General features: G+C 66.4%; 9 protein-coding genes. 2 read left to right on the plus strand and 7 right to left on the minus strand.

All coding sequences use genetic code 11. From position 1 onward, the window contains the following. Position 1: 1 nt before the first annotated feature. Positions 2-1249 carry an MFS transporter gene (locus FLQ03_RS08290; RefSeq protein WP_206210897.1) on the minus strand — a complete coding sequence of 416 codons (1248 nt, stop codon included), beginning with the start codon at positions 1247-1249 and terminating at the stop codon, positions 2-4. Between the two features lie 99 nt (positions 1250-1348). Between FLQ03_RS08290 and FLQ03_RS08295 the strand changes: the two genes are divergently transcribed. Then, a complete protein-coding gene (locus FLQ03_RS08295; protein ID WP_144372413.1) occupies positions 1349-2248 on the plus strand; it encodes a LysR substrate-binding domain-containing protein in 900 nt (299 codons plus the stop codon). A gap of 69 nt (positions 2249-2317) precedes the next feature. Here FLQ03_RS08295 and yiaY read toward each other — a convergent pair whose 3' ends face one another. The 6 genes from yiaY to FLQ03_RS08325 all read right to left on the minus strand — a co-directional run bounded on the left by yiaY (position 2318) and on the right by FLQ03_RS08325 (position 13434). Continuing rightward, entirely contained in the window at positions 2318-3448 is a 1131-nt protein-coding gene (gene yiaY, locus FLQ03_RS08300) for an L-threonine dehydrogenase (RefSeq protein WP_144372414.1), read from the minus strand. Positions 3449-3738: 290 nt separating this feature from the next. Then, a complete protein-coding gene (locus tag FLQ03_RS08305; RefSeq protein ID WP_240802229.1) occupies positions 3739-6591 on the minus strand; it encodes an adenosylcobalamin-dependent ribonucleoside-diphosphate reductase in 2853 nt (950 codons plus the stop codon). Positions 6592-6698: 107 nt separating this feature from the next. Then, entirely contained in the window at positions 6699-7277 is a 579-nt protein-coding gene (locus FLQ03_RS08310) for a substrate-binding periplasmic protein (protein ID WP_170252351.1), read from the minus strand. A gap of 216 nt (positions 7278-7493) precedes the next feature. Further along, the gene (locus FLQ03_RS08315; RefSeq protein WP_144372417.1) at positions 7494-8243 is read right to left on the minus strand and encodes a substrate-binding periplasmic protein; all 750 of its coding nucleotides are present in this window, start codon (positions 8241-8243) and stop codon (positions 7494-7496) included. After that, on the minus strand, positions 8240-9850 hold the full coding sequence (locus FLQ03_RS08320; RefSeq protein WP_144372418.1) for a methyl-accepting chemotaxis protein: 1611 nt from the start codon (positions 9848-9850) through the stop codon (positions 8240-8242). The genes FLQ03_RS08315 and FLQ03_RS08320 overlap by 4 nt, the downstream gene beginning before the upstream one ends. Positions 9851-10107: 257 nt before the next feature. Then, the gene (locus tag FLQ03_RS08325; RefSeq protein ID WP_144372419.1) at positions 10108-13434 is read right to left on the minus strand and encodes a DUF748 domain-containing protein; all 3327 of its coding nucleotides are present in this window, start codon (positions 13432-13434) and stop codon (positions 10108-10110) included. 143 nt (positions 13435-13577) lie between these two features. Here FLQ03_RS08325 and FLQ03_RS08330 point away from each other — a divergent pair, with 143 nt between their 5' ends. After that, complete coding sequence (locus FLQ03_RS08330) at positions 13578-14918, plus strand: glutamine synthetase family protein (RefSeq protein ID WP_144372420.1); 1341 nt, start codon at positions 13578-13580, stop codon at positions 14916-14918. Positions 14919-15147 lie beyond the last annotated feature (229 nt).

The raw sequence follows: 15147 nt of genomic DNA on the forward strand, positions 1-15147 counted from the left end.
CTCATTGGGATACCGGCAGCGGCTCGACCGCACGCAGCTGCCAAGTCAGCCACAGGCACAGGCACAGCAAGGCACCGATCAGCCCGGCCACGCCCAGCCAGCCGTCCAGCCGCCACATCAGCCCGGAACCGCTACCGATGAAGGCCGAACCCAGATAATACGACGTCAGGTAAAAAGCCGAGGCCAGCGCGCGGGCGTGCTGCACGCGGCGGCCAACCCAGCTGGCCGCCACCGAATGCGCGGCAAAGAAGCCAAAGGTAAACAGGGCCACGCCCGCCACTACCAGCCACAAGCTCTGGCTCAGCGTCAGCAGCAGCGCCGGCAGCATCAGCGCTACCATTTTCCACAACACCACGCGGCGGCTGTAGCGGTCGGCCCAGCGCCCGCCCAGGTTGGACGACACCATGCCCACCACGTACAGCAAAAAGATCAGGCCGATGGCACTTTGCGACAGCCCGAACGGCGCGGCCTGCAAGCGAAAGCCCAGGTAGTTGTACAGGCTGACAAAGCCGCCCATCAGCATGAAACCCAGAACAAACAAGCGGGACAGGCCGGGGTCGCGCCAGTGGCTGCAGCTATCGGCCAGCACGCTGGCCAGCGACACCGGCCGTGGCGTAAAGCGGCGCGACGGCGGCAGTAACTTCCAGAACAACAACGCCGCCACCGTGCCCAGCGCCGCCAGCGCCAGCAAGCCGCTTTGCAGCCCCCAGGCGTCGGCCACCACCGCGCCCAGGTAACGTCCGCTCATGCCGCCCAGCGCGTTGGCCGCAATGTACAAGCCCACGGCGCGGCCCAGCGACTCCGGCGCCAGCTCTTCCGACAGGTAAGACAGCGCCAGCGCCGGCAGCCCGGCCATCAGCACGCCAAACAACGCCCGCCACAGCAGCAGCCAGCCAAAGCTGCTGCTCCACGCCGCCAGCCACGACAGCAATACGCCACCCGCCAGCGACGCCACCATCAGCGGCGTGCGGCCAACCTTGTCGGCCAGCAGGCTGGCCGGAATCAGCAACAGCGCCATCGGCAGCGTTGCAAACGACAGCACGGCACTGGCACCGGCTGGCGACAAACCGTATTGGGCGGCAAACAACGGCATTAAAGGCTGTACGCCGTACAGCAAGGCAAAGGTGGCAAAGCCGCCGATGGCAGCCGCCCAGGTCGCCCGCCACCAGGCCTTGGAGCCAGCGTGCAGCGGGGCAGTAGCGGTTGGAGATTTGGCTGGCGCGGCCAGCGTAGCAGAGGCACAAGACATAAGACGGCACCCGTTTCAGGCAATGGTGACAGCGTAGGCTTGGCCAATGGCAACGTCCAATATATATTTGGACAGGTTTTAATACTCTGAAAGTATCAAATGGAGCTACGACACCTGCGCTATTTCGTGGCGGTGGCCGAGGAGCTGCACTTCACCCGCGCCGCCGAGCGCCTGCACATGGCGCAACCGCCGCTTAGCCAGCAGATTCGCGCGCTGGAAGACGAGCTGGGCGTCAGCCTGTTCCAGCGCCACCAACGTGCCGTACGGCTGACGCCGGCCGGCGAGCGCTTTCTGCTGCGCGCGCGTGCCTTGCTGGAAGGCGCCAGCCAGGCTGCCGACGAAGCACGCCGTGCCGCCCGTGGCGAAATTGGCGAGCTGAACATAGGCTTCACCTCGTCGCTGCCGCTGATGTCGCTGCTGCCGGCCGCACTGCAGCGCTTTCGCCAGCAACACGGCAACGTCACCCTGCACTTTCACGAAGAATTCACCCGCGAGCAGTTCCAGCTGCTGGGCAGCAACAAGCTGGACGTAGGCGTAGTGCGCTTCAATGGCGAAGAGGACACGCCGGGAATTGCGCTGCGCGAAGTGCGGCGCGACCGTCTGTGCGCGGTGCTGCCGCGCAACCACCCCCTGGCGGCCAGCAGCGGCATTGCCCTGACACAGCTGGCAGGCGAACGCATCATCGGCTACCCGTCCAGCAGTGGCAACTGGCTCACCCGCCGCCTGGAAAAACTGGCACGCGAGGCAGGTTTCGAGTGGCGCGTCCACCAGCTGGCCGGTGAAGCCACCACCCAGATCGGCCTGGTGGACGCCGGGCTGGGCGTAGCGGTACTACCGGCACCGCTGCAGTGCGTGCAGCTGCCCGGCATCTGCTATGTGCCGCTGCTGGATAGCCACGCCTACATGACGCTGACCGTGGCCTGGCGCGAACGCGACACCTCGCCGCTGGTTGCCGCTTTTGTGGACGCCATGCTGGCCGCCGGTGCGGCCGCGCCCTAGCCTTGGCCGGCACGCAAAAAAGCCGGTGCACAGGCACCGGCTTTGGCACTACCCGATAAGGCTACCCGCTTACAAGGCAGCGCGATAAATCGCTTCTACTTCGGCCTGCGTCGGCTGGATCGGGTTGGTCAGGCCGCAGGCGTCTTTCAGCGCGTTGGCCGCCAGCGTAGCGATGTCTTCGTCTTTCACCCCCAGCTGGGTCAGGCCAGCCGGAATGCCGACATCGGCCGCCAGTTGACGAATAGCCGCCAGTGCCGCGTCAGCCGTCGGCTCGGCGCCCAGCGCCACCGCCACGTCGGCCAGGCGAGCCGACGCCACGCGGGCATTGAACGCCTGCACGTGCGGCAGCAGTACCGCGTTGCACACGCCGTGCGGCAGGTCGTAGAAGCCGCCCAGCTGGTGCGCCATCGCGTGCACATAGCCTAGCGACGCATTATTGAACGCCATGCCGGCCAGGAACTGGGCGTAGGCCATCTGCTCGCGCGCAGCCATGTCCTTACCGTTGCTGACAGCGGCACGCAGGTTGGCCGCAATCAGGCTGACCGCTTTCAGCGCGCAGGCGTCGGTAATCGGGTTGGCCGCAGTCGAGACATAGGCTTCCACCGCGTGCGTCAGCGCGTCCATGCCGGTGGCGGCGGTCAGGCTGGCCGGCATGCCGACCATGGTTTCCGGGTCGTTTACCGACAGGATGGGCGTAGTGTGCTTGTCGACGATGGCCATTTTGATGTGGCGCGACTCGTCGGTAATGATGCAGAAGCGGGTCATTTCACTGGCGGTGCCGGCGGTGGTGTTGATCGCCACCAGCGGCAGCTGCGGCTTGGCCGATTTGTCCACGCCTTCGTAATCCTGGATCTTGCCACCGTTCACCGCCACCAGCGCGATGGCTTTGGCGCAGTCATGCGGCGAGCCGCCGCCCAGCGAGATCACGCTGTCACAGGCTTTTTCTTGCAACAAGGCCAAACCGGCGCCCACGTTGGCGGTGGTGGGGTTCGGTTGTACGCCGTCGAACACGAAAGACTGAATGTCGGCAGCGGCCAACTGCTGTTGCAGCTGGGCCACCAGGCCGGCTTTCACCAGGCCGCCGTCGGTCACGATCAGGGTGCGGCGCAGGCCGCGGGATTGCATGGCGTCGACCGCCTTCTGTACGCTACCGGCGCCCATCAGGTTGAGTGCGGGGATGTGGAATTCGCTAACAGCCATTTTCTTGCCCTTTCATGAAAACGATTTCATGCCTTCAGGCTACGCTGTCTGGCCAAGCGTTTTTTGCGCCAAATCAACTGCCGTGCACGCAATAATTTATTGTCATCGGCAATGAACTTGGCGAAGTTTGATCTGTCACGCTGCGAAACACCCCTGCAGTCGAACCGTACTGTTGCCCACAGCGTGCATGCTATTACCGCATTGCAACAAAATACTGGCATCGATACCAACATTAAGGCAGGCATGGAAAAGCCGCCCGCAGGCGGCATTCTCCCTCCCGCCCCACGCCGCTAACCGCACGCCCCCACGTGGCCGCAGGCGGTGCAGAACTCGCAGCCATCTTTCTTGATCAAGGCGCGGTTGCCGCACTCCGGGCAGGCTTTGCCGGCCATGGTGGCGGGGGCCGGCGTTACCACGCTGCTGCCGAACAGCTCGCCCTGCTCCGGCACCATCACCCCCATCTCCTCCACCGGCACACCGTCCTCGCTGAGAATGCCCAGCATCGCGTAACGGTGGATCAGCAGCCGCGCCAGGTAAGCCTCGGTAGACGGCCAGCTTTGCGACTTGTCGCTGCCGGGCACGCGGGCAAAAAAGTCGGCTTGCGGCTCGGCGTAGCTCAAGAGCTTGCGCAACTTCATGCCTATCCACGCCGGGTCGATCACGCGCATGTCCAGGCTCAGCATCTTGCACAGGCCGTCCAGCTCGCGCGGGTAGTGGCCGGCCAGCCACATCGAGTACGGCCGGCGCTGGCCGTTGGGCAATACCAGCTCTTTGACGAACAGCACGAAGTCGTCGCCGGTTTGCGGGTTCACCACGTCCACCGACCAGCTGATGGTACCGTCGGTGCCGGATTTCGGCTCCTTGCGCGCAAACAGCGCGTCCATCACCGGGCTGGCCTCGCCGGCCGCTTGCGCCAGCGCGCCCAGCTGCGCCACGCGGTACTTCACCACCCGCGCCAGCGCGGCGGCAGCGGCGCTGCTTTGCAAGGCTCCATCGGCCAGTTCCAGCCGGTAATGGCGGTCGCCGCGGGTCGCGGCCAACGCGTCCAGCTTGGCCGCCAGCCAGGCGCGGTCGCGGCAACGCATGTCCATCGACAGCGTCTTGGCGATGGCGCCCAGGCCACGCGGCACGTCGCCGTTGACCCAGCATTCAAACGGCAGCGCCGCCTCGCCAGGCTGGCTGCCATCGAGGTGGCCCACCATCACCGCAAAATCGCCCTCAGCGCCTTCTACCATATAGGTCCACGACGGGTTGCCGTGCTTCAGCTTGGGCCGGTGCGGCCACTTCAGGCTGGCCAGCGCCGGGCTGGGGGCGCTGTTCAGCGTGATGCGGCGGTCGGGGTCGCTCTGATTCAGGTCTTGCGGCAGCGTCTGGCTGCCGGGGTTGGCCGCAGACGGCTCCAGCGACAGTACCGAGCCCAGCACGCTGTTGGGGCGGTAGGTGGTAATGCCCTTCAGACCGGCGCGCCAGGCTTCCAGGTACAGGCTTTCAAAATCGTCAAACGGGTAGTCGGCCGGCACGTTCACCGTCTTGGAGATGGCGGTATCGATGAACGGCGCCACCGCCGCCACCATGCGCATGTGGTCCAGCGCGCTCATCTGCAGGGCGCTGACGAAGTAATCGGGCAGCGCGTCGGTATCGCCGCCCTGCATGCGGTACACGCGGTAGGCGTGGTCTTCTACCAGGTATTCCTGCTGGCTGCCGTCGGCCATGCGCTTTTTGCGGGTGTAGAACCAGCTGAACGGCGGCTCGATGCCGTTGGACGCGTTATCGGCAAAAGCCAGCGAGATGGTGCCGGTAGGGGCAATCGACAGCAGGTGCGAGTTGCGGATGCCGTGCTGGCGGATGCGCGCCTGCAACGCCGCCGGCAGCCGGCTGGCGCAGTGCGGTGCCGCCAGGTAGCGCTCGGCGTCAAACAGCGGGAACGGCCCTTTTTCGATGGCCAGGTCCACCGACGCGTCGTAGGCCGCATCGCGCAGGCTTTCGGCAATGCTGGCGGCCAACCTTCTGCCTTCCTCACTGTCGTAGCGCACGCGCAGCATGATCAGCGCGTCGCCCAGACCGGTAAAGCCCAGCCCGACACGGCGCTTGTTGTGCGCTTCCTGCGCCTGCTCCGACAGCGGCCATACGGTGAGGTCCAGCACGTTGTCCAGCATGCGGATGGCGGTGCGCACCACCTGGCGGAAGGCGGCGTCGTCAAAGCTGGCGTGCGCGCTGAACGGCTGGCGTACGAAGCGGCACAGGTTGATCGAGCCCAGGTCGCAGCAGCCGTAATCGGGCAGCGGCTGCTCGCCGCACGGGTTGGTGGACTCGATCACCTCGCAGTACGACAGGTTGTTGTCGGCGTTGATCTTGCTCATGAACAGCACGCCGGGCTCGGCGTGGTCGTAGGTGCTGTGCATGATCTGCTGCCACAGCGCGCGTGCGCGCACGGTGCGGTACACCCACAGGCCGTCGTCGCGCTGATAGCTGTCGGGGAAGGCGCTGCTGTCGGGCGCCACCGCGTGGGTAAGCGGCCAGTCGGCGTCGGCTTCCACCGCCTGCATGAAGGCATCGGACACGCCCACCGACATGTTGAAATTGCGCAGGTCGCCTTGGTCCTTGGCGTGGATGAAGTCTTCGATGTCGGGGTGGCTGATGTCCAGCACCCCCATTTGCGCGCCACGGCGGGCGCCGGCTGACTCCACCGTTTCGCAGCTGCGGTCGAACACCCGCATATACGATACCGGGCCGGAGGCACGGCTGTTGGTGCCTTTCACCCGCGCCCCGCGCGGGCGGATGCGGCTGAAGTTGTAGCCGACGCCGCCGCCACGGCGCATGGTTTCGGCCGACTGCAGCAGCGCCTCGTAAATGCCCACCTTGCCGTTGTCGCGCTGCGATACCGCGTCGCCTACCGGCTGCACGAAGCAGTTGATCAGCGTGGCTTTCAGGTCGGTGCCCGCCGCCGAGTTGATGCGCCCACCGGGGATGAAGCCCTGGTCCAGCGCGTCAAAAAAAGCCTGTTCGAACTGCGCCGGCACCGCCTCTTGCGCGGCCAGCGCCCGTGCCACGCGCCAGCGTACCTCGCTGACGCTCTGCTCGCCGCCCTTGGCGTATTTTTCCAGCAGCACTTCGCGCGAAATGTCTTGTTCCACCCATGCCATTGCCTGCTCTCCGCTCATCGCCTCAACACCATATGTAGCACCCGAAAGTGGCGATTACACATTTTTTTGTGTTTTGCGTGATTGTCCGGGGTCAAGCGCTTACCGGCTTACGGCCAGTAGCGCTGACGCAGACGCTGGTATTCGGCATCGGCCTGCAATTGCTGCCACGCCTGGCGCCAGGCGGCCACATCGGCCGCCGGCGTCGCCAGCGACGCCACCAGAAAACTTTCCAGCGGTACCGCTGGCAGCTGGCTGGCTTGCAAAGCCTCGGCCGATAAACCGGCCTCCTTCAGCTTGGCCGGCAGATCACCGCTGACCAGCGCGGCCAGTTTTACCCGGCCTGCCAGCAGCATGCGCAGACACAAGGCATAACCATTGGTGCGCTCCAGCTGCGTGAAACCGAAGCGGCGCGCATACTCCTCGGGGGCGCTCCCCTGCACCACGCACACCGGTACGTCACGCACTTGTTGCCAGCTACTGGCGGCCACCGGCCGCTGTCTGGCTTCGTAAAACACCAGTTTGTCGCGATACAAGGGCACCAGCCACTGGTAACGCGCCTCTCGCTCGGGGGTGCGAAACAGGCCGACCAGCATGGCCGGCTGCCGCCTGTCCAGCACCATCAGCGCCCTTGCCAGCGGCACCACGCTAATCGGCTGTAGCTGCCCCAAACGGGCCTGCAAAGACATGGCCAGCGCCAGCGAAAAAGCACGCGGCCCGCCACCGGGACGCGGCCGCGGTGACGGACCATCGGGATAAACCGCCCCCTCCAGGCTATGCGCGTACAGCGGCAATGCGGCGGGGGCAGCCGCTGCCGATACGGCGGCAGCCAAACCGCAGAGCACACCAAGCCAGCCCCACCTCGTCATGATGATCGCTCATCCTTTAGCGCATCGGTTACCACGCTATGGCCAGTACAGCTGTCGCAGCTGTTCGTACTCCGGAGAAGCACGCAGGGCGGCCAGGCTGCGGTTCAGTGCCTCTGCCTCAAGCGCAGGCAAGGACAGCGACGCCACGATGTAATTATCGGCGGACAGCAACACCAGCCCGCTGGGTTCGATGCTGCCCGTCCGCAAGCCGGCCTCACGCAAACGGCCAGGGAAGTCGCCGCGCACGACGGCGGCCAACCTTACGCGCCCAGCAGCCAGCATGCGCAAGCAGGTGGCGTAAGACGGCGCCAGCTCGATGTCGGTAAAGCCCAGCGCACGCAGCCGCAGCGCGTGGGTGCCGCCGCGCACGGCGCACACCGGCAGGCCGCTGGCTTCTGCCAGCGAGCGCACCGCCAACGGCCGGCTGGCGGCGCGGTACAGCAGGGTTTGATCGGTGAACAGCGGGCCGATCCAGCGGTACAAGGGTTCGCGCTCCGGCGTGCGGAACTGGCCGATCAGCAGCACCGGCTGCGGCAGCCCCAGTAGCTGGATGCCGCGTGTCATCGGCACTTCACGTACGGTGTAGGGGCGCGGCTGGCCGGCCAGCAGGCGCAGGGTCAGCGCCAGGCTGAACGCGCGCATGCCGCCGCCGGGCAGCGGTTTGAGCTGGCCGTCGTGCAGCTCGGCAGCACCATCCAGGCTATGGGCAAACACTTCCAGCGGTTCGCCTGCCTGGGCCAGGCCTGCCAGAACGTATAGCAGGCCGGCCAGCAATCTTGCGATCATGTACGGAAGCGGTTCACCGCCGCACGCAGCGCTTCCGCCTGCTGGTGAATGGCGTCCACTTCATGGACGGCATGACGTGCCGACGACAGCGCGTCTTCCACCACGCCGGCCACTTGCTCCACACTGCCGGCGATGCTGGTGCCGGCCTTGCTTTGCTCGGCCATGGCCTGCGCTACCGAGCGGATGCGCGACAGCGAATCCTGGGCACGATGGTTGATGGTCTGCAGCGCCGACGACGCTTCCTGCACCCGTGCCACGCCCTGCTCTACCACCGGGGCAATGCTCTGCACCTGGCCAGACACGGTGCCGGTATCGGCCACCACCGCCTGCACAATGGTGCCGATCTCGTCGGTAGCCAGCGCGGTACGCTCGGCCAGCTTGCGCACTTCGTCGGCCACTACGGCAAAACCGCGGCCGGTTTCGCCGGCACGGGCGGCTTCGATGGCGGCGTTCAGTGCCAGCAGGTTGGTCTGGTTGGCAATCTCGCGGATGGTTTCGGCAATGCCGCTGATGTTGCGAGTACGCTCCGACAGCGACTGTACCTGGGTATTCACTTCGCCTACCTGGCTGGCGATCAGTTCGATATGGCGGCTGGCTTCGGCGGTCAGCGTGCTGCCGCTGGCCGCTTCTTCCACCGTGTGTACGGCGTCGTTTTCGTTGTCGCGGGCGCTGGCGGTCACGTGGTCGATACTGACCGACAGCTGCTCGATGGCCGCCGCTGCCGACGAGGTGGACTCGCTGGCATTGTGCGACACGCTTTGCAGGTGGCCCATGTGCTGCTTGAGCTGGTTGCCGGCGTCGGCAATGTCGTGGCTGCCCTGACGGATCTCGCCGATGATCTGCACCAGCTTGTGCTGCATGGTACGCATGCTGCCCAGCAGGCTGTGCTCGGGGCCATTGACGTCAATCTGCTCGGTCAGATCGCCATCGGCGATGCGGCGCACCACCCCGGCAGCGTAGGCCGGGTCGCCGCCCAACGAACGCAGGATGCTGCGCGACAGCAGCCAGGCCAGTACGGCGACTGCGGCGACGCCGATGATGACGAAAGCCAGCATCAGGCGCGCGGCGTGCCAGAACGCCTCGTCGATATCGTCAACAAAAAAGCCGGTACCGATCACCCAGCCCCAGGGCTGGGCACGCACCACACCGTTCAGTTTGGGGATATCGACATCGCTGCCGGGCCGCGCCGCCACCACGTACACCAGGCCATACTGCGCCTTGCTCAGCGCCTCGGCGTACACCTCCACCGAGGTGCGGCCGTCCGGGCCCTTGCCACCGTCGTCATACTTGCCGATACGCGAGGTTTTGGGGTGGTACAGCATCACGTTGCCGCTATCACGGACGAAGTAGTACATCTCCTTGGTGGCCACATGGCCCAGCGCCGTCAGCGCCTGCTTTTTGGCCTCCGCTTCGGACAGTTTGCCTTCCTGCACCAGTTGCGCATTGCGCGCCACAATGTTTTCAGCAATCTGCAGCAGCTGCGTAATCTGCAGTTCTTTCTCGTGCAGCAGGTCCTGTTTCTTGAAATACAGCGACATGCCACCCAGCAGCAGCAAACCGAACAGGCTGACGGCGGTGAGGATGGCAAGGCGGGTGGATAGCTTCATGGTGTACTCCGTGATTATCGTTATGTTGGTCACTGGTCAGGGGGATGTAAGCAGAGGACGTACCGGCACTCAATTGGGGATGTCGGCAGTCACATTTTTATTGCCATTGCTGTGGTATGAACCAGCGCGGTGCATTAGGCAAGCCAGGGGGCACCATGATGAGCACTGTAGCTGTCAGCAAGCTTTCAATAGACAACGCGGGCAGCTGACCGAAAGTGCAGCTGCCCGCGTTGTCTGTGCCGCAGTGTGACGTGGTTTTATTGCAATTTCAGCAGCAGCGGCACGCCGTCGGCGCTGGCGCGGCCCGCCTGCGGCGGCAAGAGCGTGATGCGCTCGGCCAGCGCCGGCTGTGCGGCCAACAAGAGCTGACGGGCGGCGCGGGCGCGGGCGTCGGCCAGCGCTTGCAGCGCCTTGTCGTCTACCTTGCGGGCGGCCAGCAGTTCTGTGCGCATGGCCTGCGCCCGCGCCGGGGTGTCGGCGGTGGTGGCCACACGCTTGAGCCAGGCTATACGACCGAACTGCACACTGTAGGCGTCGCCGACCGCACTGCGCACCGCCGGGTCACCCAGGTCGGGCACCGGTAGCGGCTCGTCGGCGTGCAGCTTGTACGCGGCACGCTGCAGGATGTCGCGGTCCACCTGCTGCCGTACCAGCGCAGCCACGTCGGCGTCGGCATCGTAGCCGCCGCCCAGCGCCAGGCTCAGCTTGGGCCGCTTGGCCAGTACCTCGGCCAGCTTGTGCAGTTTTTCGCGCTCTGGCGGCGGGATGCGGTCGTCGCCAGCGTCGGCATAGATCTCGTCAAAGCCTTCGCCGCCAAACAGCGCCCGGAACGGCGCAGTGGCCACCTTCACCAGCACATTGCGCAGCGCCTGCCACACCAGGTGGCCGTAGCTGAAGTCCGGCGCGTCCAGGCTGCCGGCCACCGGCAGCGACAGGTCGATGCGCCCGTCGCTGTCTTCCAGAATGGCCACGGCCAGCCGCAATGGCAGACGCGTGCCTTGGTAGTCGGCCACTTCCTCGCCCAGCTGGATGTTGTCCACCACCATGCGGTTGTCGCCCTTCAACTGGCGGTCTTGCAGCAGGTAGCGCAGCTCGGTGCCCAGACGGCCGTCGGTAATCTTCCAGCCGGCAAAGGTCATCGCGTACGGGTTGAGGCTGCCCAGCGGGATGTTGCGGAAATTCAGCGCCATGTCCAGATCGCGGGTGACGTCCAGCGGCGACAGGCTGCCGCGGATGCGCACGTCGCCGTATTGGTCGACGCGGCCATCCAGCGCTACCGTGCCACGACGGCCCGGCTGGCTGGACAAGCCCAGCACCGTGCCGGACAGGCTATGGATACGGGTACCGAACGCCGGGTTCAGGCCGCGATCGGCAAAATCCAGCCGCGCGTCACGCACCCGCACCGCCCGCACGTCCACCACAGGTACCGCTGCCGGTTTGGCGGCGGGGTTGGCCGCAACTGGTGCGGTGGCGGTGGCAGGCTTCGGTTTCAGTACGTGGGCAAAGTTGGGTACCCGCTGTTCGTCCAGGATAAAGCGCAGCTGCGGTGCCACCAGCCGCACGTCGCCCACGCTGATGCGCTGCGGCCGCGCGCGGATGCCGTCCAGCTGCAGGCGCTGCCAGCCCAGCAGCGGCTCGCGCTGGCCGGGTTCGTACAAGGCCAAGCGGGCCAGCGCCAGCTGGCCGTCAGCCTGCCAGCGCTGCGCTCGCCAGCTGCCTTTTACTTTTGCCGACAGCTCGCCGCCGCCAAAGCGCAGCGTGGTGGCGTCCAGCGCGTACGGCGCCACGCCTTGTAGCGGCAGGTTGCGGGCGTCCAGCGTGGCGGTAACGTCTTGCAGGTTGGCCGCCAGCCGCGCCTGCAGCGCCAGTTGGCCGCGGCCCAGCCGCGACTGCCAGTCCAGCGCAAAACCCTGCTGCGGGTTGCCTTGCAGCGTGGCCTGGTCGATTGCCAGTTGCAGCGCCACCGGCTGCGCGGTGGTGGCGTCGCGCCAGCGCAGCTGGCTGTCACTCAGCGTCAGTTGCGGGTACTGCAGTTGCCAGGCCGGTGCCGGCGCACTATCCGCGCTGCCGGTTACGGCCACGGCTGCCGGCTGCGGGTGGCGACGCAGCAGGCGTTGCCAATCCAGCTCGCCCTGCTTGTTACGCGCGGCGGCCAGCTGCAAGCCGCGCAGCTGGATGTCGCCGACGACCAGCTGGCGCCGGGCCACATCGGCACTGCTGGCGGCCACGTCCAGCGCTGCCAGGCGGGCCTGGGCCGGTTGGCGGCCGCTAGCCAGCGCCAGATCGCGCAGCGCCAGCGTGGCTTTATCCAGTTTGACGCCGCCAGCGGCGTCGATAGCCAGCGATGCCTGCAAGCGTTGCAGTGTCAGGCTGGCGCTAAGCGGGCTGACAAAGCGCTGGTCGGTAGCTTTCAATTGCCAGTTCTGCAGGGTGATGGCCGGCAGCTGCAGCTGCCAGCCGGGGCCGGCGGCAGGCTTGACGGCCGGCTTGGCAGCAGCGCTGGCCGGTGCGGCGGGCGGCAAGGCGGCCAGCCAGTCGGCGCGGCCGTGGCGGTCCAGCACCGTGGCCAGCTCGGCTCCGCTGAGCGTCAGCTGGCGAAGGGCCAGCCGGCGCGAGGCCAGGTCGAACTGGCCGCCGTCCAGCGTCAGGCTGGCCAGTTTCAGCGGGCTGCCGCTACCCGGCGCCTGTAGCGCCAGCCCTTGTAGCTTGGCAGCAAAACCGTGGCTGGCCAGTTGCAGCGTCTTGCCCTTGAGGTCAAAGCGGTACGGCACGCGCAGGCCCAGCTTGCCGGCCGGCGCGGCCAACTTCAGGTACGGCTGCACATACGGCCACAGGCCGGCCAGCGTCAGGTCGCGCACGGTCAGCACACCGTCGGACTGCAACGGTTGCAGTTGCAGGCTGCCCTGCCAGTCCAGCTGCGTGCCGTCGTCCAGCGCGGCCGCCAGCCGGTAACGGCCGTCGCTGCCGGGCAAGGTGGACAGGTCTTTCAGCTGCAGGTCCAGCGGCAATACCTGGCGGTGCAGGCCGCCGGCCAGCGCGTCCTTCAACTGGACCTCGCCACGGTGGATGGCCAGGCGGGCGATCAGCAGCTTCACCGGCTCGCTGTCTTTGGGCTCGGCCTTGGCCGGGCCGGCAGCGTCGGCGGCAAAGCGCGCCCAGTTCCACTGCCCGGCTGCGTCGCGACGGGCCAGCAGCTGCGGCGCCTCCAGCGTCAGTTCGGCCAGCGATACCCGCCCCAACAACAGCGGCAGCGCGTCGGCGTCTACCACCAGCCGCTTGGCGGCCAGCAAGACGCTGCCGTCGCGGTCGGTCAGGCGGATATCGCCCAGCGTCAGCCGCAGCGCCCACGGCTCGAAGCGCACCTCGCCCAGCGTAAGCTGGCGGCCGATACCCTGCGCCCACTGGGCAGCGTAGTGCTGCACCAGTTTGGGGACGGCGGCCCAGCTGGCCGCAGCCAGCACGGCGACGCTGGCGGTGCTCCACAGCAGGCGGCGCGGCCAGGGCGAGGAAGGGGCAGAGGTGGGCGGCGTGGTTTCGGTCATCGGGTAGCAGGCAGAAAAAGCGGATGGGGCGTCACAAGACATGGCCCCGATCTTGCTGAAAGGGCAATGCGTACAAGCGTTTGCCTCATTCTATAACTTTTCCCGGCTGGAATTGTGTCGGAAGCGTAAGCCCAAACCATAAAGGCTTGCCTCGACGCGGTCCGTCCCCTTGCAGGAGCCCGCCCATGAATGATGCCCAAACCATCCAGCGCTGGCTGGACGAACACCACATCACCGAAGTGGAATGCCTGATACCGGACATGACCGGCCTGGCGCGCGGCAAGATCGTGCCACGCCACAAGTACAACGCCGCCGAAGGCCTGCGCCTGCCGGAGGCGGTACTGATGATGACGGTCACCGGCGACTACCCGGAGCAGGACTTTACCGCCCCCGCCGACCCCGACATGCGGCTGATCCCCGACGCCGGCACGCTGCGCCCGGTGCCGTGGGCCAAGGAACCCACCGCCCAGATCATCCACGACTGCGTCAATTTCGACGGCACGCCGGCAGCGCTGTCGCCGCGCAATGTGCTCAAACGCATCCTCAAGCTGTACGAACAACAAGGCTGGAAGCCGATTGTGGCGCCGGAAATGGAGTTTTACCTGGTGCAGCTGGAGCCGGACGAAGACATGCCGCTCAAGCCGCCGGTGGGCCGCACGCGCCGCACCGAGGCCGGCATGCAAAGCTTCAGCATCGATGCGGTGAACGAATACGACGACATCTTCGACGTGATGTACGACTGGTGCCAGGCGCAGGGGCTGGCGCTGGACACGCTGATCCACGAGATGGGCACCGCGCAGATGGAGATCAACCTGGACCACGGCGACCCGCTGGCGCTGGCCGACCAGGTGTTCCTGTTCAAGCGCACCGTACGCGAGGTAGCCATCCGCAACAATATGTACGCCACCTTCATGGCCAAGCCGATGCAGGGCCAGCCCGGCAGCGCCATGCACATTCACCAGAGCGTGGTGGCGCTGGACGGCGGCCACAATATTTTCAGCCAGCCCGACGGCAACCCGTCGCCGGCGTTTTTCCACTTCATCGGCGGGCTGCAAACCTATCTGCCGGCGGCCATGCCGTTCTTCGCCCCCTACGTCAACAGCTACCGCCGGCTGTCGCGCTTTACCTCGGCGCCGATCAACCTGAGCTGGGGTTACGACAACCGCACCTGCAGCCTGCGCGTGCCGCACAGCGGCCCGGAAGCACGGCGCGTGGAAAACCGCCTGGCCGGCGTGGACGTCAACCCCTATCTGGCACTGGCCGCCAGCCTGGCCTGCGGCTACCTGGGCATGACGCAGGGCCTGCAGCCGGACGCACCGCTGGCCGGCAGCGCCTACGACCAGCCGCACCAGCTGCCGCGTCACCTCGACGACGCCATCGACCTGCTGATGAACTGCCAGCCGCTAGCCGAGCTGTTCGGCGAGCATTTCATCCAGGCCTACAGCGCCATCAAGGAAGCCGAGTACGGTGAGTACTTCAACGTGATCAGCCCGTGGGAGCGGCGCTTTTTGCTGCTGCACGTGTAAAGCGGGCGACCAATGACCCTGCGGCCAACCATGCAGCAAGGTTGGCCGCATGCCTTGGCCCGGCGCCCCTCGGCACCGCAAACCGCTACCCGCCGCCGTTGGCAACAGGGTGCTGCCGTTGACGATCTGCACGTCCTCACAACCTTGCCCTGGCGTGGCGCCACCCGGTGGGCGGCGGGCGGGTACTGCCCGAGCAAGCGCGTTCCCCGGCGCCGATCATTGCGCAGAC

It is taken from the genome of Vogesella urethralis (assembly GCF_007644045.2).
Classification (GTDB): Bacteria; Pseudomonadota; Gammaproteobacteria; order Burkholderiales; family Chromobacteriaceae; genus Vogesella; species Vogesella urethralis.

What these genes read in the sequence shown, in the direction of transcription:
- FLQ03_RS08305 (WP_240802229.1), bottom strand. Translation starts at nt 6,591, where the DNA reads ATGGCATGGGTGGAACAAGACATTTCGCGCGAAGTGCTGCTGGAAAAA.
- FLQ03_RS08295 (WP_144372413.1), top strand. Translation starts at nt 1,349, where the DNA reads ATGGAGCTACGACACCTGCGCTATTTCGTGGCGGTGGCCGAGGAGCTG.
- FLQ03_RS08325 (WP_144372419.1), bottom strand. Translation starts at nt 13,434, where the DNA reads ATGTCTTGTGACGCCCCATCCGCTTTTTCTGCCTGCTACCCGATGACC.
- FLQ03_RS08320 (WP_144372418.1), bottom strand. Translation starts at nt 9,850, where the DNA reads ATGAAGCTATCCACCCGCCTTGCCATCCTCACCGCCGTCAGCCTGTTC.
- FLQ03_RS08310 (WP_170252351.1), bottom strand. Translation starts at nt 7,277, where the DNA reads ATGTCTTTGCAGGCCCGTTTGGGGCAGCTACAGCCGATTAGCGTGGTG.
- FLQ03_RS08315 (WP_144372417.1), bottom strand. Translation starts at nt 8,243, where the DNA reads ATGATCGCAAGATTGCTGGCCGGCCTGCTATACGTTCTGGCAGGCCTG.
- yiaY (WP_144372414.1), bottom strand. Translation starts at nt 3,448, where the DNA reads ATGGCTGTTAGCGAATTCCACATCCCCGCACTCAACCTGATGGGCGCC.
- FLQ03_RS08290 (WP_206210897.1), bottom strand. Translation starts at nt 1,249, where the DNA reads ATGTCTTGTGCCTCTGCTACGCTGGCCGCGCCAGCCAAATCTCCAACC.
- FLQ03_RS08330 (WP_144372420.1), top strand. Translation starts at nt 13,578, where the DNA reads ATGAATGATGCCCAAACCATCCAGCGCTGGCTGGACGAACACCACATC.